The following is a 25,670-nucleotide window of genomic DNA, read 5'->3' on the forward strand; positions in this document are numbered from 1 at the left end:
ATTTTTTGAAAATAATGTTTTATTTTGATAAAGTAAAAAAGTAACTATTTTTGTACTAGGAGTTGTTGAGAAAGATGCCCGTAAATAACCAAGTAAAGGTTTTATCCCCTCAGTTAGAGAATCGTGTACGTTTGTTAGTAAAATGTCCCGACCAACCAGGGATTGTCGCTGTGCTGTCTTCATTTTTATTTAATTATAATGCTAATATTATTGAATCGAGCCAATATTCAAGTGACCCTGAGAATGGCACTTTTTTTATTCGAATCGAATTCCATTGTGACAATTTCCAAGAGAAATCAGCAAAAATGGCAAAGGACTTTGAAGTGATTGCCGAAGATTATGAGATGCAATATAAATTTTATAATTTACATAAAAAAGAACGGACAGCGATTTTTGTATCTAAAGAGCTTCATTGTTTATTGGAATTATTATGGGAATGGAAAAATGGTGATTTAGATACAGAGATCGCAGTTGTGATCAGTAATCATGAAGAAGCTCGTTCAATTGTGGAATCATTTGGTATACCGTATCATTATATCCCAGCAAATAAGGAGATTCGAAAGCAGGTAGAGGCAGAGCAAATCCATTTAATCGAAGAATACAATGTAGATTTGTTAATCCTTGCACGCTATATGCAAATTTTAACGCCTGATTTTGTGAATCATTTCGAAAATCGCATCATTAATATTCATCATTCATTCTTACCTGCATTTATCGGGGCAAATCCTTACGAACGCGCTCATAAAAGAGGTGTAAAGCTGATTGGTGCGACTTCACATTATGTAACAAATGATTTAGATGAAGGGCCAATTATCGATCAAGATGTAGAACGTGTGGATCATCGTGATACTGTTACAGACCTAAAAAAAATCGGTCGTCAAATCGAACGACGTGTACTGATAAAAGCAGTAAAATGGCATCTAGAAAATCGGATTATTGTACAAGGTAACAAGACCATCGTTTTCCATTAATAATGGTCTTCACTTAATACTAAAAAGCAAGTTCTCAATACCAAAATCGAGTACTTGCTTTTTATGTTTCGTTATTTACCTTTTCCAATATTACTATAGGGATTATAAATCGTAATTTGATTGCGGCCATTGCGTTTTGATGTATACAGCGCGTTGTCTGCGTTTTTGATGACCTGTCCAACTTCAGTGATTCTACCGTCATTATTTGTGCTTACTCCAATACTAAATTCTAAATTCACAACTTCTTCATCTACTGTTAGAGCTAGCGATGTCAGCTCCTCATATAAGTTCTCTGTCACAGTCTGTTCAGATTCTCCCGCAATTATTTTGGTCAGCACAATAAATTCATCGCCACCAAAGCGTGCCACAATCGAATCTTCATACTGCTCAAAAAACTTTTTCAACGTAGTCGCTGTTAATACTAGTGCATCATCGCCACATAAATGTCCATTTAAATCATTAATAGATTTAAAATGATCTAAGTCAATCATTAATAACGCCAATTGCTGCTTTTCACTCGCGGCAATTTCGAGCAATTTCTCCGCATGCTCATCAAAATAGCGCCGATTATATATATTTGTCAAAGGATCAATATACGATGTTCTTTCAAATTCTTTTTTCTGGTCATTGTATTCCATTTCAAACAATACTTGTGTATAGTTCTCTTTTTGAATTTCCAATAAAATATTAATATATTCCTTTTGCACAGCACACAGTATAATCTTGTTGCCTTGCTGCTCAATTAACTTCACTAATGAATTGTAAATTGTCTGTAACAAAGATAAATCATTGTTTTGCAATGCATAGTGTTTTGATTTTTGGTACATATCAATCGCTTCACCTATATACCCTTGCTTCTCACATAATAGGGCATAGGCATTGAACACCTCTAATTGTGCTTTACTATATGGCGGGGCTTGTATATTGGCTAGTAGCTCCTGCAATAACCCATCTGCTTGTTGAAATTCTTCTAATCCTATATGTGCAATCGCTAAATTTGTTTTTGGGTGAATTACCCCTGTATAGGGTTGTACATGTTTGGTTTCAAATGCATTGCAATAATAGAGACTCTTTAAAGCAAATTCCTTTGCCTTACTATACTCTCCTAATTCAATCTCTAAATCACTCAAGTTATTATAAATTTTCCCCATACTTTCTACATGTTCAATTCGTTTAGCAATTTCAAGGCCCTTTAGCATAAGCTCTTCAGATTTTTTCCGATGGCCGAATGTTCCCCAATAAATGGAGGCCAATGAATAATACTGAATCACATCAATATCATTGCCGTATTTAAAGGTAAGTTCACGGTATTGTTCTAGAACATTAATAGCAAATTGCAAATCTCCAATTTGGAAATAGCTCGCACATCGATAACGTAACAATCGCATTGCTTGATCGTACATACCTAAAGCATAAGCATTGTCGATGGCAACACTACTTAACTCTATATATTCTAAATAGCGATTCGCGCTATATAATGCATCTAATGTAAGAAATAGTTCTTCAAATTCTTCCCTATCCACACCGCTTCCTCCTTTTTAAAAACCTCTTATTCCTTTTATACTACATCAACCACAAAAATATTACCATACTTTATACCTTTTTAATTGTTAAATAATGAGTATTTAAACCTATTATCGATTCTTTTGAACTAAAAAAACAAGCCTCTCCGAAAGAGACTTGCTGTTATTTCTATATACCTAGCAATTCTTTTAATTGTTCTGAACTTATATTACCAAGTTTGACTTCACCATATTCTAGCGAATGTAACCGTAGTGTCTTGGCATGAGTAATCCATATATCCACACGCACCTCTTCGATTTTAAATGAATAATCAGGCGGACGAACGATACTAGTCTCACCTTTTTTCCAACTGAGTTGTTGTAGAAATTGTGTAACATCGTTAACATTTTGCAGCACTAGTTTAGTTGTCACAGAAGGATCCACAATTGTCATGCTGTGCAGCAAGCCATAGCGCTCGATGTTGCTATTTTCTGAAACCCAACTCGATGATGAAACCTCAACATATTCACCCATTCTCACTGAAACTCCATCTTCTACCGGGTACCAGGTAGCATTCTCATATTTTCCAATGATTTCTTTAGGTGACAACTGTTCTAACTCCTCTGGAATAGCACCTTCAACAAATAAAAAGGCATTATCCTCGACTTCTACAATAGTCCCAACAAAAGTTGAGCCATTTGAGATATTTACATAGTGTTTCAAACCGAGTTCTTCTTGAAAGGACAGTGCCTCTTCAGCAAATTGCGTATTAAAATATCGGATAGCATCTTGGTCAGCTATTTGACGTACCATCGATTCAGGGAAAGTTGGGTATTTTTCTTGATATAACTTTTCAAATTGTTTGTCAGCAACAAACATCGGTAACATCGGCTCAATATACATGTCAAAATATTTGTCTAATCCTTTGTCTTTAAATACTGCAAATATAGGCTCATCTGGCAACCTTTGAAGCTCCTTGTAGCGTCGTGACTTCTCGGCTTCTAGCTCCTCTTCAGTACTCTCAAACCCAAGGGACTGTGCATAATAATATGATGCTAGTAGCTGCTCATAGCGTGCATAAACATCCTCCACTTTCGGCTCTTCCTTAAAATTAAACGACATTATGCGCTCTAAGTCTTCAAAGTATGTAAGCTGTGTATGGTTAAACAATTGTGTCGTCCGCTTCGAATTCCCATCTAACAATTGCAAAACGACAAAACCAACTAAACATAACGTCACTACTGCACTCATTGCAATAAATCTAAGAGGCTTTTTTTGCTTGAGGTCATGTTGATGGAGTACACGCTCCTTTACACGCTCCTTACTAGTTGTCATATCTCCTGCAACCTTCATCAGCTCTTTTTTCACATCATTCATGCACCAACACCTCCCATTCCTCTTGTTTTAAATATGGCTTCAACGCTTCACGGGCTCTACGCAACCTTGTCTTGACAGTATTTTCGGGTATACCAAGTACAGTCGCTATTTCTGCGACCTTCATTTCCTCATAATAATAAAGCAATATCGGCTCTCTATATTGCAGAGGTAGCTCAAGAATCGCCGCACCAATTTGCGAACGTTCTTCTGCCTCTAAGAGTGCATCTCTTTCAGATTTTGCACGCAATGGGAATAATTTTTCCTGTAATATTATTTTTTTATAATGCCAACTTTTTAAGTAATCCTTACTTAAATTGATTGTTAATGTCGATAAATACGCACGTAGAAGTCCCCTTTCCTCATACTTTTGCGAAGAAAACTTGATAAACACTTCCTGTACAATATCCTCTGCTGCGTGCCGATCTTTCACGTAAAAATAAGCTAAACGCAGTAAATGCTCTGCATACTCTTCAATTATTTTTTCAAGAATGCCGTTCACCTCCCCCTCCTACACTATTAACGATCGTCAAGCTCCTACCGTTTCACAATAAAAAAAGAGCCTCTCGTACGAAGCTCTAAAATAGAAAAAGACCAACTGCAATGACAGAACTTGAGCTACTCAACATTTCATTCTAACTTAGCGTGAAAAATTTTATGAATACCTTCAGTTGATGACATTGAATATACCGTATTTGTATCATCTACATTCATAATCGTAGCTGATCTACCATCATCACTGAACCAAAGATAATACCTTTCTCGCTCTATTTTTACTTTAAATTCCGGATCATCCATATCTACAATACCTGGCTCTTGAAATGCATTACTAAATGCATCTACAACCTTTTTAACATCGTCTACATTCGAAATTTTCTTTTTTGAATTTCGCTTAGTTTCTTTAAAGCTGATCATTTCTTGGATAGTAATTGATTTCACTTTCGAGTTTCCATCCTGTCTATCACCATTTGAACAAGCTGTTAGCACAAGGAATACTACGCCTATTACCGTTAAGAATAACGTTTTTTTCACACAAAACACTTCCCTCTATGTAAATAAAAGATTTACACAACCAACCTATTAGCTTCATTTTATTTTATTGCCAAGATTAATAATAGTTAATTTTATAAAACCTTGACCTTTGAGTATACTCCAATGTTAGGATAAATTTAGGAGGTGTTTTCATGCAGATAAAGGAATTTGCAGCAAAATACAATTTACCGACAGATACAGTCCGTTATTATGAAAAAGAAAAATTATTAATGCCGAAAAGACAACAGAATGGTTACAGAATTTTTGACGATGCTTGTGAAAAAAATATACAATTTATCATCGTGCTAAGGCAATTAGGCTTTACATTGCAAGAAATCCAACAACTTTTAGCATTAGAACAAAAACCAATTTCAGCCACTTGCAACCAACAGACTGTTCAGTTATTTAGCTCAAAGATTACTAAAATCGAACAGCAGATTATTTTTTATCAAAAGGCTCTTCAATCATTACACCTTGCACAAACATTAATGGCAGAAGGAAAGTATGGTGAAAACAAAGAGGCGATGGCATTGCAAATTGAAGCTATGTATAGAAGCTTACAGGGAAGGAATGATGATTATGTCTCTCCGTAAAGTTATTTACCTTGAGTATTTTGTTGCTTTATTACTATGCTTTTATGTTTATTTGCACTTTCAATTTTCACTGCTAGTATTCTTTCTCTTGTTGTTCATTCCTGATATCAGTATGCTGGGCTATTTGTTCAACTCAAAAATCGGGGCGCTATTGTATAACATCGTACATAGCCTAGTCTTACCACTATTTCTAATGTTCGTTGGCTTCACTTTTACATCTTCCCTACTATTGATGACCTCACTAATTTGGCTGGCACACATTCTTTTGGATCGCGCTTTAGGCTTTGGTTTGAAATACAAAGAATCATTTAAACAAACTCACCTACAAAAAATAGCGTAACCGTATTGGAGATATCTCATGGCATTAAATTTAGCATATCGTTTTCTATTAGAGTTATGTGTATTGGCTACCCTAGCCTACTGGGGATTGCAAGTGGGTAAAGGATATGGATTTAAGTTACTTTTAGGTATCGGTGCACCTGTTTTTATAGCTATAATTTGGGGTGTTTTCGGCTCTCCTCACGCAACTATACCTATTAATGGCATAGCAAGGTTTTTACTTGAGCTAGGTATATTTGCTTTGGCCTTAATGGTTTTGTTTTACTTAGGAAAGCCTGCATTAGCGACTGTATTCGCAATGTTAATAGTCATCAATCAAATCTTACTAACTGTGTTTCATCAACGCTAAATCTAACCATACCATGTGAAAATCCACTCCATTTTCACGAGTGGATTTCTTTGACTAGTTCGTTTTTCATAAGGTGTTCAGCTAAACTATCCGCTTAAGTGCGATTTCGTATAACGCGACAACAAGCAAGCCACCCAACACAGGAATGAGCGAACTAAAACTCATATTAAATCCAACATCATTGCTTTCTGCTAATATTTGAAATTGAAGCCACTCTACATTATACGTCTCACCAACGCCGTACAAAAAAATCGTACTGAATAAAAACAAGGCCAAACATTTTACAAAGCCTGCTTTCTGCATGTTCCTCACCTCACTGAACAATTGTCATTTTTTCTGTAAAAGCGAGAATATCCTCCACAGTTAGATCTGGATTTTCAGCTATGATGCTGTATTGGTAGCCATTTTCTTGCCAGCTAATGAGGCGAAAATCCCCCTGTTCCATTAGTGTACCCTTTTGACCTCGCACCTCTATTTCCTTTTCCCTCACTGCTGAATCTACACCAAATTCTGTGTAATTACCGATGATTTTAAAGACTGAAACGCTAAAGGCTGGTAGATCATCCTTTACATAGGTAATAGCAAACTCTGGGCGCTCTTCTACTCGCATGTCTTCAATCTTTATAACCTGCAAACCATCTGCTTCCGGTACCATTAAAAATTGTCCAAGTTTTTCTTTTAGCACATCAAGTGAAACTTTTTCTGGAAGATTATCTTCTAAATTCACCTCTTCAACAGTTGCATCTTCAGGGATATCAAGTGTAAACTGCGTATCCTCGATTTTGGTCTCTGTGTCCATTTTTGTATATTCAGTCGTCATTTTGTTACCGAAGTTGATAGTCGTAATTTTCAGCATTTGCCATGTTTTTTTATCAATCCATACATCTAAATCACCAAATAAAGTATCCTCTTTTTTGGCTTTTGCAACAATGTGGTAGGTATCACGCCCCCCTATTTTTTCTTCACCTGTAATTGAAATAGAGTGCGTATCCTTCACCATATTTAGCATCATTTCTGCTTGTTCTTTAGGTGATTGGTTGTTTAGTCCATCTAACTGCTCTTCTGGTAATTCCATTTTCAAGACATGATTTTTCACTACATCTAAGGAAATCATTTGTAAGCCATCATATACAGTGATATTATGCTCTTCATTTTCCGTTGTCATTTCAATTCGACGCTTACCGTCCTTGACCCACTCTTTCACTTCTGCTTTACCACCAATTTCACCCATATCCAATGTATATTCAGCATAATATGAACTGATTTCTTTAGTTTCTTGTAATGCTTGTGCAACGACTTCTTGAGGTGAATACGAAGATTCCGTATTACATGCAATGAGTCCTATTGATAACGCTGTAACTAAACCAACTGCGCGAAGTGATTTTTTCCATTTCATTTTTTACTATCCCCTTTGTCTAGGAAGCCAGCAAAGTACAGCTGTCCCAACACCCTCTTGCGAGACCATCTCTACTGTACCTCCATGCTTTTCTATAATTTGTTTTGCAATATTTAAACCAAGCCCTGATCCACGTTGTCCTGCCTTCGTACGCGCATCATCTGCTTGATACATCGGTTCAAATAATCTTGTAATCTCCTGTTCTTTCACACCTAGTCCACTATTTTGGACAATCATATACATCCCCTCACGCTTTGTTAACGCAGATTTCACAACGTCAAAGCACCACATTGGATAATCTCCTGCATTTACTGCTGCTAACCCAATCGCACTTCCTTCCTCACCATAGCGCCAGGCATTACTCATCAAGTTATCAATAACGCGCTGTAACTGTTTCGGATGGACTGCATAAATACCTTCTACATCGCACATGACGTTTAGTGCAAAGCCTTTATCGATACAAAGTTGCTCATATTCAGATAAAGCCATATCAAAAAACTCAGCACCGTCAACTTCAACAAGCTTTAAATCATAGTTTGTTGATTGCAACAATGTATACATGAGTAAGTCTTCAAGCATTTGTTTCATCGTAGCCGATTTTTTTACAATGACCTCTTTATATTCACACTGTTCTTCCATAGTAAGCTCCTTGTTTTGCAAGCCTTCTGCATAGGTTTGAATGGCTGTTAAGGGCGTTTTTAAATCATGTGAAATACTCGCAATCATCAATTCTTTTTGTTCCTGTTCTTTCTTTAATTGTGAACGAGCTGCTTCAATTTCACATTGCATGGCAAGAAAGGTTTGTGCGAGCTCACCAATTTCATCTTTACGCATATTTAAATGTGACTTCACATGTGCACCTTTTGCAAAAGCACGCATTTGTTGCATCAACTCTTGTAATGGCCGATTTAGCTTACGCTGTAGCCACCAAATAACCAGGCCATAGATACCGATAAATAGAGCAATCGTGCCTCCAGCCACTAGCCATGAACGCCTTTCAACTCCCTGCACCCAATCCGTACGAACGAGCTGAATCTCATAAAGTCCGACAAGCTCACCCTTTTGATAGACAGGCTCTTTATAAATAAAAGCATTATACTTTTGCTGAAATTCAAATAAATCCTTGAACAGGGCATCTTTTGAAATAAAGCCTGAAGACAATGGATTTGAGCTATAGAAAATAAAACCGTTTTCCGAGTATAGTGAAATACCAATCTGATCACTACTAAGTGCTTCTACATCGCTAAAATCATTATTTTTTTTGTACAGTGTTGGGTCGCCTAGCATTACCTTAAGCGAATTAAGTTCACTCCACTTCTCAAGATATTCAGCGAAGCTTTTGTCTTGATAGTAAGAGTTAATCCACATATATAAACCATACACACTGCCGATTGGTAAAATCATCACAATGAATAAAGTGATAAGTAGCCAGGATTTAATTTTCATAGTGGCTCCCCAATAAAACGGTAGCCCTTGCCCCATACTGTTTGAATAAAATGTGGCGTTTTTACAGAGTCTTTCAGCTTTTCACGTAGTGCCTTAATGTGTACAGTTACCGTATGTGTATCCTCAAGCCCTGCCTGTTGCCATATGTGCTGATATAATTCTTCTTTTGTAAACGTTTGGTTCGGATTTTTCGCCAATAGTTTTAAGAGGGCAAATTCCTTTTGAGTTAGAGTGATTTCTCCATCTTTCAATGTCACAAGCTCTTTTTGCCAATTGATGTTCAAGCCATATTCAAAAAATGACCTATCCTCATCAGTCTCTTTTTTGTTATAACGATGCCAACGACGTAAATGTGATGCAATACGCGCCTTCAATTCCTCCAAGCTAAAAGGCTTTGCTAAATAATCATCAGCTCCCTGTAAGCCCTCCACCTTATCCGCTTCTTCCCTACGCGCACTAATCATTATTATTGGCAATTCGCTTTGCCAGCGTATGTTTTGACACACTGTGAGCCCATCCATTTCCGGTAGCATCCAATCGACAAGTACTAAATCAAATTCATCAGCTTGAAAATCTGCCAACCCTTCGAGACCAGTCGTTGCCCAAGTAACAACATAGCCCTCTTTTGTCAGCGTGTCTTTTACAATACGACCAATCGCTATATCATCCTCAATTAACAGTAACTTCTCTCCCATAAGTTTTCCTCCTGCACTTACCTTACTATGTATAAATGATGATTTTCCTAACTTTACACTTTCTTTATATTTACCATAGTTGGCATTTCCAGCAATAACAAGTGCAAATTTGAGTTTATCCGTCACTTTGAGGTTCCTATCCGTCTAATCTCGAAAATCAAAAAAAGGAATGCACGCAATTTGTGCATTCCTTTTATCTATTAGAAAAATAAACTTAAAACAAAGTAAATTGATGCTGCCATAGCGGCTGAGATTGGCATTGTAATCACCCAAGTCGTCACAATTTTACGTGCCATCCCCCATTTAACACCTTTCACACGGTGTGCTGTACCAACACCCATGATAGAAGACGAAATAACGTGTGTTGTTGATACTGGTAAATGGATTAATGTTGCCCCGAAGATAACGGAAGCAGATGCTAAATCAGCTGCTACCCCGTTTACTGGACGGATTTTCATAATCTTACCACCAACTGTTTTGATGATTTTATAACCACCCACAGATGTACCAAGCCCCATTGCAGTAGCTGCTGCGAAACGTACCCAGAATGGGATATCTTCGCCTTGGTGTAAGCCACCCGCGATTAACGCTAGCGTAATAATACCCATCGCCTTTTGCGCATCATTCGTTCCATGCGTAAAGGACTGAAGTGCAGCTGTAAAGATCTGCGTAATACGGAAACCTTTATTCGTTCGATATAAATTTAAATCTTTAAATACTACTTTAAGAATAGACATCATCAAGAATCCGGCTGCAAACGCTAAGATTGGAGAGAAAATAAGGGCTTGTATAATTTTAATAAAGCCTGCGTAGTTTAATACATCGAAGCCTGCTGCAGCAACAGCCGCACCAGCAACTGAACCGATTAATGTATGCGAAGAACTTGATGGAATCCCGAAGTACCACGTTAACAAGTTCCACGTTATCGCTGAAAGTAAGGCTGCTAAAATTACTACTGACCCCGTAATATCACCGTCATAAGCATTTAAACTAAAAGGGTCAACAATATCCTTTGTTAATGCTTTGGCTACCCCAACAAACGTAATTGCTCCGATAAAGTTCATTATAGCCGCCATATAAATTGCCGTACGTGGCTTTAATGCACGCGTAGATACGGACGTTGCAATCGCATTGGCTGTATCATGGAATCCGTTGATAAAGTCAAATACTAATGCGAAAACAACGACTAATATAGTAATGAGTAATATCGTATTCATCTAGTACACTCCATTTTATGCGTTACGCATAATTATTGTTTCAATTGTATTTGCTACAGTTTGGCAGATATCTGCAATTTCTTCAAATTGTTCGTAAATATCTTTAAATACAATAAGACGCATTGGATCTTTTTCTTGAATAAATAACTGTTTCATAGAAGAACGGAAAATTTCATCACATTCACGTTCATAATCTTTAATTTGAATTGCGTGTTTACGCATTTCAACAAGTTTTTTATTGTTTAGTAATTCCATTGCGAGTACCATTTCATCCGTACTTTTTGCAATGTACGTTAAGAATTGGCGCATCGGCTCAGTAACTTCTGTTAAGTTATACATATCAAAATGTGCGATACAGCCTTCCATGCCATCAATTACATCATCTAATTTGTTGGCTAACGCTAAAATATCCTCACGCTCGATAGGCGTCATGAAAGATTTATTCAACATCACGATTAATTCGTGAATAAGTGAATCTCCATCAGTTTCATAACGTTTCATCGTCACATTAATTTCTTTTAGAGCATCAATGTCGTGAATACGTGCGTTATGCGCATAGTAAATACCTTCATTGACATTTTTCGCAATTTTTAGTAACGCTTGAAAAAATGGATCTTGCTTATTTGACTTAAACATGCTGTTCCTCCAGTTGAATAGGTTTTTATCGAATAACGAAATAATCATAACAAATTCTTAACACAAGTCTACAGAACTTTAAACACAAAAAACAAATTTACAATATTGTAATATAAAATTCGTCACATTTTAAAAGTAGCAATTCTTATTTTTTAATTTTGTTGAATTTATGCTGCAATCACTAAAGTTCACCCTTAAATTATCAATATTTTCCTACATTCTAGATAAAAACAATTTTAAAACATTATTTTTTTAGCACGTGCAATGTTAAGAAATTGTAAATTCATCTTCTCTAAAATGGGTATATTGCATTGTTATTTATTACCTTTCGCAGTACTCTTATAATAAATATGCAACAGAGCCACTTTAAACCCGGTAAGCGCTTGTCAGAGCAACCTCATCAGGATGGCGCGATTGTGTAGACTTTATCAAAAAGGATGCGTGGTAATACATATGAACATCGATTTACTTTCACTTGGAATTCTTTTATTTTTTGGTTTTATCGCTTCCTTTTTGAATGCAATTGTAGGAGGTGGTGGACTTATCTCATTGCCAGCACTTATGGCTATTGGATTACCACCGAGCACTGCCATTGCAACTAATAAGCTGGCCAATACGATTAGTAATGGAACAAGTATGCTTACATTTTTCCGTGCAGGAAAAGTGGACTTTAAAAAAATACGAAAAATTCTTCCGTTTATTTTTATCGGTTCTTTAATTGGTGCCTATTCGGTACACCTTGTATCACCATCAGTTTTAAAACCACTGATGTTAGTTATGCTCGTACTCGTAGCTAGTTATACGATTTGGAAGAAGGATTGGGGGCAAGATCCCGAACAGAAAGTACTTAACACTACAAAAAAAGTACTTTTTTTGGTAGCTTTTGCGGCAATAGGCTTTTATGATGGCTTTTTCGGCCCTGGAACTGGCTCATTTTTTATCTTTATCTTATTAATGATGGGCAATGATTTTTTGCAGGCTGCTGGTAATGCAAAGGCTTTTAATTTCACTTCAAATTTAGCAGCACTTATGATGTTTTTAGTTTTAGGAGAAGTCAATTTTTTATACGGTCTACCTATGGGCTTCGTGATGATTTTCGGCGCTATTTTAGGCTCGAAATTCGCATTAAAGCGCGATGCTACGATGATGCGATATATTTTTATCGCCGTTACCTGCACGTTAATCGTGAAAAATGCATGGGATTATTTCGGTGCACATTGAGGATAGATGGGAGGCAGATTGATGCTTCCCTTTTTTGATGAAATTAAGATCAAATACGAAGTGGAGTTGTTTTTTTTATATCTGTTAGATTTTTCTTGCGGAGTGTTTCGTTCTATTGAGGTGTAATCCGTTTTTGCTCGGAGTGATCTGTTCTTTGGAGATATGATCTATTTTTGCATAATGTGATCCAGTTACTTGAATTTCATTCACGATTGTTGTCAACCTCAATTAATAGAGAATGCTGTTTTGCTATAAAAACCCTTTTACCCTCTCAAGATATTAATCCACCCGAAATCTATCTAGTAAATGTAATTTTCAGTTAATTGACATAGATTTAGAGCGTGTTATAATACTCTTATGCTTCAACGCATTGAAGCGCAAAAGTGTTTAGGAGGATCATCATGTTTCGTATTGCAGCAAAGAGCAACCCTCGATTTCTTGAGGCTTGCATCATAACAATTTTAATTATTTTAACAATGGGGATTAGTATCAGTCTTTTGAAAGCAACACCCCATATTCCAATTGTACTCGTAATTTCTTTATTAATAGCATATGGACTTATAAAAAAAGTTTCATTTAGAGATCTTGAAGCTGGTATGATCGCTGGCGCAAGTGCTGGACTTGGCGCTGTCTTTATTTTCTTCTTCATCGGCATATTAATATCTAGTTGGATGATGGGCGGTACAATCCCAACACTGATTTACTACGGTTTTTCAACTGTCTCTCCTAGCTTTTTCTTTGCCATTGTCTTTTTAGTATGTAGCATTGTCGGTATTTCAGTCGGCAGCTCACTTACGACAGTCGCAACTGTTGGTGTCGCATTTATCGGTATTGCGAGCGCGATGGATATCTCATTAGCAATTACAGCTGGTGCCATCGTTTCAGGTGCATTCTTTGGCGATAAAATGTCTCCCCTTTCGGATACAACGAACCTTGCATCCGGGACGGTCGGCGTTGATTTATTCGAACATATTAGAAATATGGGTTGGACAACCATTCCTGCCTTCGTGATTTCTTTTGTGTTATACGCAATAATCTCACCGACAGGTACAAATGCTTCATTTGAAACGGTTGAACAATTTAAAGAGGGCTTACTTGCAACAGGACTTGTACATTGGTATACATTACTGCCATTAGTAGTGCTTGTGATCATGACAATTTACAAGGCACCAGCGCTTATTTCATTAGCAGTTGTTTCAATCATTGGTGTTGGACTTGCTTATGTGAATGAACCACTTGCCCTATCAAGCGTTTTCGATATGTTGTTTAGCGGTTATACATCAGCAACTGGTATTGAAGAAGTAGATGCACTTCTTACGCGTGGCGGCATGAATGGCATGTTAGGGACAATTGCCTTAGTATTACTAGCCTTAACAATGGGTGGACTTTTATTCACACTTGGCATTATTCAAAGCCTATTAGCGAAAGTAGAAAGTCTTTTCACTAGTGCTGGTTCAGTCATTACTGGTGCTGCTGTCACTGGAATTGGTGTCAACACACTGATCGGCGAGCAGTACTTATCGATTTTACTGACGGGTGAAGCATTTAAAGCACAGTTTGCAAAAGTTGGACTCGCGCCGAAAAACTTATCGCGTGTTATGGAGGATGCAGGAACAGTCATCAATCCACTTGTACCATGGAGTGTGTGCGGGATTTTCATCGCATCTGTACTTGAAATTCCAACGACTACTTACCTACCCTTCACCTTCTTCTGTCTACTCGGTCCAATTTTAACGATTGCATTTGGATGGTCTGGCAAAACATTAACAAAACTTGAGAAATAAACGAAATGCCTACACTAGGGAAACTCCCTTATGTAGGCATTTTTAAATTTATCCTAACCAATTATTCAGATTATTATCTATTCATTCTATATGTTCAACCGAATCCTCTATGTAAAAATGCCTCAAACATATTCCAATTTGGAATCAAAACCTCTTTTTTTGAACATTTTCACTCTCACAATATCTTTGATATGCTCATACAAAGGAGATGAAGATATGATGAAAACAAAATGGAATGCTAGTTTATCCGATCATAAGCACGACTTTGTTTCAAAATTTGGAGAAAGCTTAGTCGAAGTTCTTGCCCCACAGGAAAATGAAAAGATTTTAGATGTCGGCTGTGGTACTGGGGATTTGGCACACGAAATCGCAGCTCGTGGCGCCATCGTGTTAGGAACCGATTTTTCACAGGATATGATCCTTGCCGCACAGCAAAAATATCCAGAGATTGAATTCAAGACACAGGATGCTGCAGCTTTGGACTTTACCGATCAATATGATGCTGTCTTCTCGAATGCAGCCCTACACTGGATGAAGCAACAGGACACAGTCATTCATAACATTTACAATGCCCTTAAATCAGGTGGCCGCTTTGTCGCTGAAATGGGTGGACAAGGCAATATTGCTTCTATTGTAGGTGCCCTACAACAAAGTATGTTTGCATTAAATTTCCCTTATATTGAAGACTACTTCCCTTGGTATTTTCCATCAGTGGAAGAATATCAAACACGATTAGAAAATGCTGGCTTCACTGTAGAAAGGATTTATTTATTCGAACGTCCTACACCGCTTCAAGGTGAAGATGGCTTAAGAAATTGGCTTAAGATGTTTAGTCATAATATACTGCAACATTTATCTGCTGTTGAAAAAGAACAAGTCTACGCAAAATGTGAGGAGCTTTTAAAGCCAACATATTATCGTGGGGACGAATGGATTGCTGATTATTGTCGTTTACGATTTGTCGCTTATAAAGATGGCGTCAAATAATACCCATCTGTAAATAGTAGATGGTCTATAAAATAAAAAACTGCAATCCTACATGTGGAGGTAATTTTAAATTCTGACCAACTAATGCCATTAATCGAGGTAATAGGAGATAATCAACCAAAAAAATAATAGAGCTATCAGAAATGACAGCTCTATTATCCAATAATATGCGATTTATATAAGCTATTAAAGCGTAATGTTAAAGTTAATTTGTTGCTTTTTTCTTGAATACGTTTGTTCTAATCCATGGAAGTACCCAACGATCTCCACCAAAGCGACCTGCATTTGCACCCGCAACAAGTATGATAAATTGAACTAAAATAAATGTTGGGTTTGTCGATACAGTACCACCAAAGAAGAACATGAAGTTCATTAATAACCCGAAGAATGCTGCGGCAGTAGTTAAAGTACCTAGAATAAGGCCTAAACCTATAAATAACTCACCCCATGGAACTAATACGTTAAATAGCTCTGCATTAGGTAGCGCGAAATGTTCAATAAAAGAATTGTAAAGTGGATAAATAGCAGCACCGTCAGCTCCCTTTACTGGATTAGCAACAATGTTAGTTAGATATCCAGTTGAATCGAATCCTCCAGTGATCTTGCCCATAGCAACAGTTACCCACTGATACCCGATATATAATCTTAAAAATAAAAGTAAATATGAAGCATATACATTGGTACGTAACCAATTCATCATTCAAAATTCCTCCTAATTTTGTTTATTATTTTCTCTAAAATGAGCTGTTACAGGATGTATTATACTGTACTAGCACAGATAAAATAATACTAAAATAGTATTAGACAATTTTTATCCACATCAATATGACATTTTTTTAAACATTTTTTAATGCCATTGAAAATCAATTTCCGTCATATATTTCTTAATTTATCAATTAAAATGCTGATAATTAACAGTTTTCATAATTATTTTTAAAAAATAATATCTATTATCATTAAATCAAAACAATCCTCTTATAATTTCTTCTTATCGTTTTATATTATTCAAAAAAAATAAAAGAAAAATTTATGATTTTAACAATTAAATTATGCTTAGGTGATTCCCTATCTCTCACAGCACCGTACTCTAGTATTCGTAAAAGCTGGCATACTTTTATGCCATTCACTTCTTTATTAAGACTTTTTGAGTACCCTCTTTAGTATTAGACATTTTATATTCTCTAATACCCTTTTCTCCATTTACTTGCTTCATTTGTTAAATAGAACTTTTGATAGTAATGACTTTGTGTTGTTTGGCACACTCATCCAATCATACTATCCTGCTATGAAGTTTGTTTTCCCCGGTCTGGAGATTTACACCCGGCCTCATTCCGATTCCGCGTCACCACGGATATCCTTACACTTAGCTAGCCTCACCTTCTGTTTACGTGCATTAAAAAGGACTGTATTTTTGTGAAAATACAGCCCTACATTTGATGCATTATTAAAAATCCCGAGGCCAATCATATCGAATATTTGGTTAGAAATATCAATACTTACCTTATTCATTGCTTTCACCGCATTTGGCTTCGACATGAATTATCTGTACATAAAAAATATAGTATTTTCGTCCACAAGAATCTCTCTATAATTTAATCGTTCTGAAGTATTTTTTCTGCCACCGTAATGCCACACCCACAAGGGCAATTAACACTGGTACTTCTACTAGTGGACCAATAACTGCCGCAAACGCTGCACCTGAATGTAAGCCAAATACCGAAATCGCTACGGCTATTGCTAACTCAAAGTTATTACTCGCAGCTGTAAATGACAGCGCTGCTGTGACCGGGTAGCTTGCCCCAGCTTTTCGGGAAGCAAAGAATGATACAGCAAACATAATAATGAAGTAAATCAATAAAGGAACTGCGATACGTAGTGCATCAAGCGGCAATTCAACAATTGTATCGCCCTTAAGTGCAAACATCATTACAATAGTAAATAATAATGCTACAAGCGTAAGTGGTGAAATTTTCGGTAAAAATTTCTCTTCATATGCTTTTTCTCCTATCAACTTGATGCCTATGAAACGTGTGAGCATCCCAGCTGCAAACGGAATACCTAAATATATTAGAACACTTTTGGTAATTTCCCATACTGATATAGAAACTGTAAATGTATCGAGACCAAACCACCCTGGCATGACAGTTAAGAACAACCATGCAAACACTGGATACATGAAGATCTGGAATATAGAGTTAAACGCTACTAGCCCTGCCACATATTCTCGATCCCCTTTTGCTAGGTCATTCCATACAATCACCATGGCAATACAACGAGCAAGGCCAATCATTATGAGCCCTGCCATATATTCCGGGTAATCACGTAAGAAAATGATTGCTAGAAAGAACATTAAAAATGGGCCAAGTAGCCAGTTTTGGAATATGGATAGCGCTAACACTTTTACATCTTTAAAGACACGCCACATTTCCTCGTACTTCACTTTCGCTAGCGGCGGATACATCATCACGATTAAACCAATTGCTATTGGAATACTTGTTGTACCGACACTTGCTGCATTAAGTACATCTTTAAAGTTTGGAACTAGTAAGCTAATGATAATACCGATACCCATTGCGACAAAAATCCACAGGGTTAAATAGCGATCTAAAAAAGAAAGCTGTTTTGTTAAAGATTGTTCTTTCATGAAGATACCTCACAATTAGTGTCACATTGACAAGTTTGTTTCCCCTCTAGCAGTGCTAAAACGGATTGCATAAGCGGGGTTTGTTCCTCCACTAAACGATAGTGCTTCCACGTGCCGACTTTTCGAGCAGTGATTATTCCGGCTTCTTCTAGCTTTTTTAACTGCTGGCTTACTGCTGGTTGTGATAGACCAAGTACATCGACTAAATCACATACACAGACCTCTCCAGATTTTAAGCAACTTAACAGCGTTAAACGATTGGCATCTGCAACAGCTTTTAACTGCTTCTCTAAGTACTGAATGTCCATAAGTCACCTCTATAATTTCATATATAAGAATATACTTATATTATGCTTGTATTTATGAAAATGCAACAAAAAAAAACCTGCTAGCCATTTAGCAGGCTTTACTCAAAAGCGTTGGAAATTTCTAATATATTTATTACAATTCATCGGGTAAAGAATATTTATACATTTCTATTGCACTCTCATATTTTTTCAAGGTCTCCATTGTCTTTTCATTAGGTTTTATAAAGATAAACGGATAATCTTTTTCATTCATCTCTTCGTTCACATTAAAAGCTAATTTCTCTTCGTCTAAAGAAAATTCTGCATGAACTCCAGGTTTGTTTCCCCTTGCATCTAAACGAATCCATTTACGTAAAGTCCCAATATAAACCCCGTTAAAAGCATGTAGGGAGTAGCCTTTTTCTGGCGTATCAAAAATCATTAGTCTTTGATAACAAAACCACAAGGAATCCCTATTCCTCTTAGCAAGGCTGCTAACAAATTTGACTTTGCATAACATATACCTGTCTTTTTCTCTAAAACCTCTGAGGCAGTTCTCGTCACTATGTCACTTTGGATATCCCAAGAGTGAGGTATTTGATCCCGCACGAATTTAAAAGCAATTTCTATCTTTTGGATATCAGTTAAATCTCTGTCGAAGAGTTCAACAATTTTATGTTAAATAAGGGGATGGGAAAAATTTAATTCTTCTGTTTCTAAAAGATAATCAGCAATATTTTTTGATTCTATGACGAATATCATTGAATTGACCTCCTTTCGAAATGTTTAAAATAACAAACTTAATTATTACAAAAAGCCGTATCATTATTGTTATAGATGATTTGACACACTTCTAAAAAGGCTTCTATATCTGCCGTCACATATTTCGTTAGGAAGTATGTATTTGACACAATATGCTGAAATTCTTGTACTGAGCAGCTGTATAAAAGCTGTTGTTGATGGTCCGCATCGATCACACTCTTTGGCAAAAATGCGATACCCAGACCCTGTTTTACAAAGTTTTTTATGACCTCAGTTTGATTGAGATTCATACTTTTATAGCTTGGGAATTGCCCGAGAACCTGTTGCACCTCCTGCCAATAAGCGGCATACTCATGTGTTAAAATCGTCTCTTGCTGTAATAATGTCATAGCATCTGACTCCATTTTGGACATTGGTACAATTAATTGAAGTGGCTCTTGTGCAAGAATTTCTGTTTGTAGGTCACGCGTTGAAGTTAATTTCGATAAACCGATGTCTATCTGCCCAGCATAAACCGCCTCCCCTATTTCATTGGATTTAAGTAGTTCGATTGACAGTTGAATCGCCGGTCTTTTTTGTTGGAATATTTCGATAATTAACGGTAGTGTGGAATTCGCAATTTGTGGAGCTACACCAATTGTTAATTGCGAGGTAAATCCATTTACAAAGGATGCTGTACTATTCATTGCTTCATCGATGGCTTCTACAATCTTTTCTGCCTGGTGTAAGAAATGTGCACCAACACTATTAAGTTTTACTTGTTTACTATTACGCTCGAAAAGTGTTGTCTGTAATTCTTTTTCAAGATGGCGAATATGCTTTGTTACTGTCGATTGCATCATAAAACATTTTTCTGCTGTTTCTCGAAAATTTTCTGTTTTTGCGGCGACAATGAAGGTTCTTAACCACTCTGTTTCCATCCGAATACCTCTGCTAGTTTTTATTAAGTATAACTTAATTTTCTAGCACCTTGAAACCTTTTATTATATGATACGTATATATAGCCATCTGAAAATTATAGGAGGAATTCAAAATGTCCCTATTTAACAAAGTACTTGCAAGTATTGGTGTTGGCGCAGCAACTGTTGATACAAAGCTAGAAAAATCAACTTACACTGCTGGTGAAGTTATGCGTGGTGAAATCTTGGTACGTGGTGGTAATGTCGCTCAGCAAATCGATACAATTTACTTAACGGTTTACACAACGTTTATCCGAGAAGCAAACGATAAAAAATATACGGATAAAGCTGCAGTAAATAAGGTAAAAGTATCGGAGCCATTTTCAATTGATGCAGGCGAGAACAAGGTAATTCCATTTTCAATGTCCTTACCATTGGATACGCCAATTACAGCTGGCAAAACAAAAGTTTGGGTGCAAACAGAGCTTGATATTAAAAATGCAGTAGACCCAGAAGACAAAGATTATATCGATGTAAAACCATCGAAGCTAGCAGCAAGCGTATTAGATGCAGTCAAAGGTCTCGGCTTCCGCTTACGCCAAGCTGAATGTGAACAGGCTTCCCCACGTTTCCGTGGACACTATCCATTTATGCAAGAATTTGAATTTGCACCAACAGGTCAATATCGTAGTCACTTAGATGAGCTAGAAGTAGTCTTCTTATCACAATCAGAAAACTCAGTGGAGCTGTTAATGCAAATTGACCGCAAAGTTAAAGGCTTAGGCAGTTTCTTCGCAGAAGCATTAGATATGGATGAAAGTTTCGTCCGTGCAACAATTACAACGCAAGACTTACCGAATTTACAAGCGAAGTTGCAACAAATTATTTCTAAACATCTTTAATTTCTATTAAAACAAACAGGGTGTCCCAGAAATATTTCTGAGACACCCTTTATATATTAAAGATATGCAAGTTATCATGCAGAATCCTTTGTCTATCATGCACTATTAACTTCCTATCGTGCATAAAACGGATTCTATCATGCATACCCGCAACAAAATTCTAATTTCCCCCTAAATTTTTCTACGCAGTGACATCACGTTTCATAAATGGCTATTTGCTAATCACGGCGTGGTAATACACTCTACTAAAAGCTTTGTGATGAGAAGAATAATCGTAATATAAATTTATGTAGACATCTTTTCCAAACAATGCCGAATTGCTACAAACACAATATTCCATATAATGAGTAAAATACATAAAACTACATGATAGACCCAGGTTCCAAAAGCTTCATATTCTACTACATACCGAAAGTGACCGAAAGATAAAGAAAATATTGCCACTAAACAAACATATACCAAATAGCCAAACTTAAATACAGCGGTATGATCTTGTTTACGATTATATATGAGCAATGAAAAGGTTAATAATATTATTAAAGTAAAAGACGGTAACGCTTCTTTAAAATCTAAATTACTAGTAACAAAACTAATAGACTGTTCTTCAATTATATAGTCTTTTAGTACCCAAAAACAAAGTACCACTAAGCCCCCAAGTATAAAATTGACATAACGTAAAGTATTTTGAAGACTAATCTTATCCAAATTCTATCCCCTCCACTAATTACAAGCTCCTTTAATAATAAAATAAATTACATTTAATGAAAAACAACCCTATTATAGTTAGGTATTTATTGATGTATTCGCATCAGACTTAAATAGGCTAATAACCACTTAACGATACGTTTGCCCATTTCTACAATAATTCATGGTAATAAAAAATACGCTGTACGAAAAATAACATTTTCGCACCGCGTATTTTTTTATGCTGTAACATCACGTTTCATAAATGAAATATAACTAATTACTGTGAAAAGAACAGCGTAGATTGCAAGTACCGTAAGTGAGAATGGCATGGTGATACCCTCTACTAAAATGTTACCTGTTTCGTATTGTTTTAAATTCGTATGTGTGATCCAAATATATTTGACAATCTCATATTTACTTAATAGCGACACAATCATTTGACCCATGAATGATAAAAACATCGTTAAGCCAATTGCAAGTGAACTTGAGCGGAATACTGAGCCAATGAAAAAGGCAAACAACGTAGACATCACAAAGTCTCCACATGCTAGCAAATAGGAATACGCTAAATCACCCCATACAGCCTTTTCTACAATTTCACCTTTCACCATTTCTAACTGTGAGCTAGTCGTTGCATCAAAAAGGACAAATCCTGTAAGTGCACTCACACTAATGTTTACGATCAGTAATAACACGCCAAATAAAAAGATAGTTATTAATTTTGAAGTTAACACTTTCGCGCGAGAAATTGGGCGCGTCAGTAGCATTTTAATAGTCCCTGTTGAAAACTCACTCGACACAATACTTGCTGCCAAAACAACCGTAAATAGTGTTATTAAAACCACCCAATTACTAGCGAATGCCATAAAGTCTGCTACACTTGTTTCTAATTGAATCGGCACATTATTTGCTAAACGATATTCAGCAATGGCAATGTCCTCTTCATATGATTTGATATCCGCTTCTGAAAGATCTTCGCTCGCAAGAATATCCTTATAAAAATTCATTTGCTGTTGCACGACTTCCTGCCAAGTAGTATCCTCTGCATTCTTTGCATCTTGATATTTAATCATCCCACCAGTAACAATAATGAATATTACTAGGAAGATAAGCATTACCCAAGTACCCTGCTTTTGCCACATTTTCATCCATTCATTTTGAATTAGCTTCAGCAATTTGTCCACCTCCAGTCATTTCTAAAAATTGATCTTCTAATGTTTTTTGATATGGTTGTATCGCGAATAATTGAATATTTTCTTGCACGAGCTGAGAGATTAAGTCTGGAATATTTTCTTTCTTTACCTCTGCAATAACACCGTTATTTTCAAACGTAAAGCTGTGGTTTAATTTTGTTAAAAGCGTTGCTACGTCTTCATTTGACTTTGCTTCGATATAGTAAAGTGAAGTGGTTTCACTATGTATGTCACGGATATCGATTAATTTGCCATTTTGAATGACTGCTACACGGTCACACATCAGCTCGATTTCAGATAACAAATGGCTAGAAACAAAAATTGAAACACCCTCTTCATCCGCAATTTTACGTAAATACATGCGGAACTCACGAATACCAGCTGGATCTAATCCATTTGTCGGTTCATCTAATATTAAAAACTTCGGACGGTGTAAAAGTGCTTGAGCTAAGCCAAGACGTTGACGCATTCCAAGCGAATACGTTGATACTTTTTCATGAATACGTTTTTCTAATCCGACTTGTTGTACTACTTCATCGATACGTTCTTTGGGCACTTTTTTATGCATTCGTGCAAAATGCAGTAAATTTTTATAACCGGACATATATTTATACATTTCAGGATTTTCAACAATTACCCCGACCTTACTAATCGCCTCTTCATAGTGCTCTTGCAAAGACTGCCCATCAATTATGACTTTTCCATCTGAAGGATGCATCAATCCAGTCATCATGCGAATAGTTGTCGTTTTCCCTGCCCCATTTGGACCTAAAAACCCTGTGATTTGGCCAGGATATAAATCTAAATTCAAATGCTGAATTAATTGTTTCCCCCGAATCGTTTTCGATAAATTTTGAAGTTGCACAATTGGTTGTGTGTTCATTTATTTCACCCTCTCCTTGTAATACGATTTCATCCACTGGACGGCATCTTGATTGTTAATATCTCGAACATTTTCCATATCTTCTTGCGCAACAATTGACCCATTTTGCAATAGGATGATTTGATCTAAAATCGGTTCAACCTCATATAACTCATGTGTCGATAACACTATGGTTTGCGTTTCAATATCAGTAAATTGAATAAGCCCCTTAATCAGTGATTCACGTACCATCGGGTCAAGCCCTGAGAATGGTTCATCCATAATATAGTAAGGAACCTGACGACCAAGCGTTGCAGCCATTTTCATTCGTCCGCGATTCCCTTTTGATAGATATTTGAGTTTCGTTTGCTTTTCAACTTGCAAATATTCAGCGACAGCACTCGCTTTTTCGTAGGAGAAGTCTGTAAATTGTGAGGCATAGTGCGCGAAGAGCTGCTCCCCCGTAAAAAGTTCATAAAATAAATCTGTATCTGGCAAATAGGCAATCTTGTCGGCACTTTGACGTGTAACAGTTTTACCATCTAGCAGTACTTCCCCGCCAGCAGGACTTAATAGCCCCACCATCATTTTTAATAATGTCGATTTGCCACTTCCATTTTCTCCGACAAGCCCGATTATTTGCCCTATTGGAAATGAAAAAGACAAGTTTTGTAAAATAGGCTTTTTTAAATACTGAAAAGATACATTAGATACTTGCAACAATTTTTTCACCTCACGATTTGTTTTGTAAAACAACAAGCATTTCTTCTTTCGAAAATCCAAGTGCTTCTATCGATGTTAAAAAATTTTGTGCTAATTGATTTTTCATCTCTTCTCGTAATGCGGTTATGCGCACTTCACTCGTTGTAATAAATGTCCCTTGACCGCGTTTGGTTTCTGTTATATTCATCGCTTCAAGCTCCTTATACACACGTTGTACTGTATTCACATTCACACCCGTCTCCACCGCATATTCACGAACAGATGGCAGTCGGTCCCCCAGTAACAACCTGCTTTTTAAAATATCCCCGCAAATACGATCCACGAGCTGGCTATAAATTGGCTTATCTCGCGAAAAATCTACTGTCATCGCAAAACCACCTTCTCCAGGTACTTTGTCCCCAATTTATAAAGTAGATAGTAACCAATTACATATGCTAGCCCCTCTACAACATAGAAGGATCCTATAATGGTGAAGAATGATGATCCATTTGACTGTGGTAAGTACGCGGTTAGTCCCTCAGTAGATATTTCTCCATGATAGAGAATTTTCGCATAATAGCTACTTTGGTTAAATTCAGTCCATAGTTTCATGATTAAAATGAAGCTTCCTGATGAAATGATAAAAGCAAAATGCCCAATGTGTTTTTTCAAATAGACATGAAGGGTTAAAAATAATAAAGCAAGCAGAATAAACATGCATTGCATAATAAATAAACTTGCAACGGTCCAAAAGTGCAAAAATAATATTTGCATAAATGTTGCCTCTATGAAGTCTTGTGCTGGAAAAAGACCAATGACTGAAATAATAATAAGAAAAATCATGCTACTAGTAAGTGTGAAAATGATTTTCACCCCAACCAACTGGGCAATCGAACTCGTTGAATGGAGCCATATCTCTTTTGTCTTTAAGTCATTATGAATACTAGCTAGAAACTGAATCACTACAAAAAAAGTGCCTAGGACCAATACCCAGCTTGTAAAAATCACCCGAGGATCAGTGATATCAGTCCGACGTTCTAAAAAATACTCCCCACAATAAATAAAAATCAGACCGCCTATAATCGCCAACAACCACCACGATCGATAAAGCACCCATTCCTTTCTCAATAATCCTAAAAAATTTTTCAAAGTAATCACCTCATGTAATAGTGTACTAGTTAGATATTAC

28 protein-coding genes and 1 pseudogene are annotated in these 25,670 nt (G+C 36.6%); 8 read left to right on the forward strand and 21 right to left on the reverse strand.

Features of this window, described 5'->3' with window-relative positions:
- Positions 1-74 precede the first annotated feature (74 nt).
- Positions 75-971: a formyltetrahydrofolate deformylase gene (purU, locus tag ACIQ2D_RS07680; RefSeq protein WP_402861872.1), complete on the forward strand. Its 897-nt coding sequence runs from the start codon at positions 75-77 to the stop codon at positions 969-971.
- A 71-nt stretch (positions 972-1,042) separates the two neighbouring features.
- Here purU and ACIQ2D_RS07685 read toward each other — a convergent pair whose 3' ends face one another.
- From ACIQ2D_RS07685 to ACIQ2D_RS07700, 4 genes are all read right to left on the reverse strand, one after another.
- Positions 1,043-2,494, reverse strand: coding sequence for a tetratricopeptide repeat-containing diguanylate cyclase (locus ACIQ2D_RS07685; RefSeq protein ID WP_402861875.1), 1,452 nt, complete (start codon positions 2,492-2,494; stop codon positions 1,043-1,045).
- 169 nt (positions 2,495-2,663) lie between these two features.
- Positions 2,664-3,851, reverse strand: a complete 1,188-nt coding sequence (locus ACIQ2D_RS07690) for a hypothetical protein (RefSeq protein ID WP_402861878.1) — start codon at positions 3,849-3,851, stop codon at positions 2,664-2,666.
- Complete coding sequence (locus tag ACIQ2D_RS07695; RefSeq protein WP_402861881.1) at positions 3,844-4,350, reverse strand: sigma-70 family RNA polymerase sigma factor; 507 nt, start codon at positions 4,348-4,350, stop codon at positions 3,844-3,846. The genes ACIQ2D_RS07690 and ACIQ2D_RS07695 overlap by 8 nt, the downstream gene beginning before the upstream one ends.
- 128 nt (positions 4,351-4,478) lie before the next feature.
- Positions 4,479-4,880: a YhfM domain-containing protein gene (locus tag ACIQ2D_RS07700; protein WP_402861884.1), complete on the reverse strand. Its 402-nt coding sequence runs from the start codon at positions 4,878-4,880 to the stop codon at positions 4,479-4,481.
- 152 nt (positions 4,881-5,032) lie between these two features.
- Between ACIQ2D_RS07700 and ACIQ2D_RS07705 the strand changes: the two genes are divergently transcribed.
- Genes ACIQ2D_RS07705 through ACIQ2D_RS07715 form a run of 3 tightly spaced genes read left to right on the forward strand, consistent with a single transcriptional unit; the run spans position 5,033 to position 6,161 of the window.
- Positions 5,033-5,473 carry a MerR family transcriptional regulator gene (locus ACIQ2D_RS07705; RefSeq protein ID WP_402861887.1) on the forward strand — a complete coding sequence of 147 codons (441 nt, stop codon included), beginning with the start codon at positions 5,033-5,035 and terminating at the stop codon, positions 5,471-5,473.
- The gene (locus ACIQ2D_RS07710; protein WP_402861891.1) at positions 5,460-5,813 is read left to right on the forward strand and encodes a DUF4260 family protein; all 354 of its coding nucleotides are present in this window, start codon (positions 5,460-5,462) and stop codon (positions 5,811-5,813) included. Before ACIQ2D_RS07705 ends, ACIQ2D_RS07710 begins: the two co-directional genes overlap by 14 nt.
- A gap of 18 nt (positions 5,814-5,831) precedes the next feature.
- On the forward strand, positions 5,832-6,161 hold the full coding sequence (locus tag ACIQ2D_RS07715; protein ID WP_402861894.1) for a YrdB family protein: 330 nt from the start codon (positions 5,832-5,834) through the stop codon (positions 6,159-6,161).
- Positions 6,162-6,242: 81 nt separating this feature from the next.
- Here ACIQ2D_RS07715 and ACIQ2D_RS07720 read toward each other — a convergent pair whose 3' ends face one another.
- The 6 genes from ACIQ2D_RS07720 to ACIQ2D_RS07745 form a co-directional block, all read right to left on the reverse strand.
- On the reverse strand, positions 6,243-6,464 hold the full coding sequence (locus tag ACIQ2D_RS07720; protein ID WP_402861897.1) for a hypothetical protein: 222 nt from the start codon (positions 6,462-6,464) through the stop codon (positions 6,243-6,245).
- A gap of 10 nt (positions 6,465-6,474) precedes the next feature.
- Complete coding sequence (locus ACIQ2D_RS07725; RefSeq protein WP_402861900.1) at positions 6,475-7,557, reverse strand: LolA family protein; 1,083 nt, start codon at positions 7,555-7,557, stop codon at positions 6,475-6,477.
- A gap of 6 nt (positions 7,558-7,563) precedes the next feature.
- Positions 7,564-9,003 (reverse strand): HAMP domain-containing sensor histidine kinase, encoded by a 1,440-nt coding sequence (locus ACIQ2D_RS07730; RefSeq protein ID WP_402861903.1) that lies wholly within the window; start codon positions 9,001-9,003, stop codon positions 7,564-7,566.
- On the reverse strand, positions 9,000-9,698 hold the full coding sequence (locus tag ACIQ2D_RS07735) for a response regulator transcription factor (RefSeq protein ID WP_402862606.1): 699 nt from the start codon (positions 9,696-9,698) through the stop codon (positions 9,000-9,002). The genes ACIQ2D_RS07730 and ACIQ2D_RS07735 overlap by 4 nt, the downstream gene beginning before the upstream one ends.
- A gap of 200 nt (positions 9,699-9,898) precedes the next feature.
- A complete protein-coding gene (locus ACIQ2D_RS07740) occupies positions 9,899-10,915 on the reverse strand; it encodes an inorganic phosphate transporter (RefSeq protein WP_402861906.1) in 1,017 nt (338 codons plus the stop codon).
- Between the two features lie 15 nt (positions 10,916-10,930).
- A complete protein-coding gene (locus tag ACIQ2D_RS07745; protein WP_402861909.1) occupies positions 10,931-11,551 on the reverse strand; it encodes a DUF47 domain-containing protein in 621 nt (206 codons plus the stop codon).
- A gap of 453 nt (positions 11,552-12,004) precedes the next feature.
- On the opposite strand from ACIQ2D_RS07745, the gene ACIQ2D_RS07750 reads away from it, so the two are divergent.
- From ACIQ2D_RS07750 to ACIQ2D_RS07760, 3 genes are all read left to right on the forward strand, one after another.
- On the forward strand, positions 12,005-12,772 hold the full coding sequence (locus tag ACIQ2D_RS07750) for a sulfite exporter TauE/SafE family protein (RefSeq protein ID WP_402861912.1): 768 nt from the start codon (positions 12,005-12,007) through the stop codon (positions 12,770-12,772).
- 401 nt (positions 12,773-13,173) lie between these two features.
- A complete protein-coding gene (gene nhaC / locus ACIQ2D_RS07755) occupies positions 13,174-14,556 on the forward strand; it encodes a Na+/H+ antiporter NhaC (RefSeq protein ID WP_402861915.1) in 1,383 nt (460 codons plus the stop codon).
- 216 nt (positions 14,557-14,772) lie between these two features.
- Positions 14,773-15,543 carry a class I SAM-dependent methyltransferase gene (locus ACIQ2D_RS07760; RefSeq protein ID WP_402861918.1) on the forward strand — a complete coding sequence of 257 codons (771 nt, stop codon included), beginning with the start codon at positions 14,773-14,775 and terminating at the stop codon, positions 15,541-15,543.
- A gap of 205 nt (positions 15,544-15,748) precedes the next feature.
- Here the strand turns inward: ACIQ2D_RS07760 and ACIQ2D_RS07765 are convergent, their stop codons facing one another.
- The 5 genes and pseudogenes from ACIQ2D_RS07765 to ACIQ2D_RS07785 all read right to left on the reverse strand — a co-directional run bounded on the left by ACIQ2D_RS07765 (position 15,749) and on the right by ACIQ2D_RS07785 (position 20,156).
- Positions 15,749-16,243, reverse strand: coding sequence for a DoxX family membrane protein (locus tag ACIQ2D_RS07765; protein WP_402861921.1), 495 nt, complete (start codon positions 16,241-16,243; stop codon positions 15,749-15,751).
- An 885-nt stretch (positions 16,244-17,128) separates the two neighbouring features.
- A complete protein-coding gene (gene arsB, locus ACIQ2D_RS07770) occupies positions 17,129-18,187 on the reverse strand; it encodes an ACR3 family arsenite efflux transporter (RefSeq protein WP_402861924.1) in 1,059 nt (352 codons plus the stop codon).
- Positions 18,184-18,495, reverse strand: coding sequence for an ArsR/SmtB family transcription factor (locus tag ACIQ2D_RS07775; protein ID WP_402861927.1), 312 nt, complete (start codon positions 18,493-18,495; stop codon positions 18,184-18,186). The genes arsB and ACIQ2D_RS07775 overlap by 4 nt, the downstream gene beginning before the upstream one ends.
- A 133-nt stretch (positions 18,496-18,628) precedes the next feature.
- Positions 18,629-19,146: pseudogene (locus ACIQ2D_RS07780) on the reverse strand (transglutaminase-like domain-containing protein).
- Positions 19,147-19,274: 128 nt separating this feature from the next.
- Entirely contained in the window at positions 19,275-20,156 is an 882-nt protein-coding gene (locus ACIQ2D_RS07785; RefSeq protein WP_402861930.1) for a LysR family transcriptional regulator, read from the reverse strand.
- Between the two features lie 113 nt (positions 20,157-20,269).
- Between ACIQ2D_RS07785 and ACIQ2D_RS07790 the strand changes: the two genes are divergently transcribed.
- A complete protein-coding gene (locus tag ACIQ2D_RS07790) occupies positions 20,270-21,037 on the forward strand; it encodes a sporulation protein (RefSeq protein WP_402861933.1) in 768 nt (255 codons plus the stop codon).
- Between the two features lie 285 nt (positions 21,038-21,322).
- Here ACIQ2D_RS07790 and ACIQ2D_RS07795 read toward each other — a convergent pair whose 3' ends face one another.
- From ACIQ2D_RS07795 to ACIQ2D_RS07820, 6 genes are all read right to left on the reverse strand, one after another.
- Positions 21,323-21,742, reverse strand: coding sequence for a hypothetical protein (locus ACIQ2D_RS07795; RefSeq protein ID WP_402861936.1), 420 nt, complete (start codon positions 21,740-21,742; stop codon positions 21,323-21,325).
- A 218-nt stretch (positions 21,743-21,960) separates the two neighbouring features.
- Entirely contained in the window at positions 21,961-22,899 is a 939-nt protein-coding gene (locus ACIQ2D_RS07800) for an ABC transporter permease (RefSeq protein WP_402861939.1), read from the reverse strand.
- Complete coding sequence (locus tag ACIQ2D_RS07805; RefSeq protein WP_402861942.1) at positions 22,877-23,800, reverse strand: ABC transporter ATP-binding protein; 924 nt, start codon at positions 23,798-23,800, stop codon at positions 22,877-22,879. The genes ACIQ2D_RS07800 and ACIQ2D_RS07805 overlap by 23 nt, the downstream gene beginning before the upstream one ends.
- On the reverse strand, positions 23,801-24,502 hold the full coding sequence (locus tag ACIQ2D_RS07810; RefSeq protein ID WP_402862608.1) for an ATP-binding cassette domain-containing protein: 702 nt from the start codon (positions 24,500-24,502) through the stop codon (positions 23,801-23,803).
- Between the two features lie 10 nt (positions 24,503-24,512).
- Entirely contained in the window at positions 24,513-24,869 is a 357-nt protein-coding gene (locus ACIQ2D_RS07815) for a GntR family transcriptional regulator (RefSeq protein WP_402861945.1), read from the reverse strand.
- On the reverse strand, positions 24,866-25,630 hold the full coding sequence (locus ACIQ2D_RS07820; protein ID WP_402861948.1) for a hypothetical protein: 765 nt from the start codon (positions 25,628-25,630) through the stop codon (positions 24,866-24,868). Before ACIQ2D_RS07820 ends, ACIQ2D_RS07815 begins: the two co-directional genes overlap by 4 nt.
- Between the last annotated feature and the right edge of the window lie 40 nt (positions 25,631-25,670).

The sequence above is a fragment of the Lysinibacillus sp. NPDC097287 genome, from assembly GCF_044761695.1.
Lineage (GTDB): Bacteria > Bacillota > Bacilli > Bacillales_A > Planococcaceae > Lysinibacillus.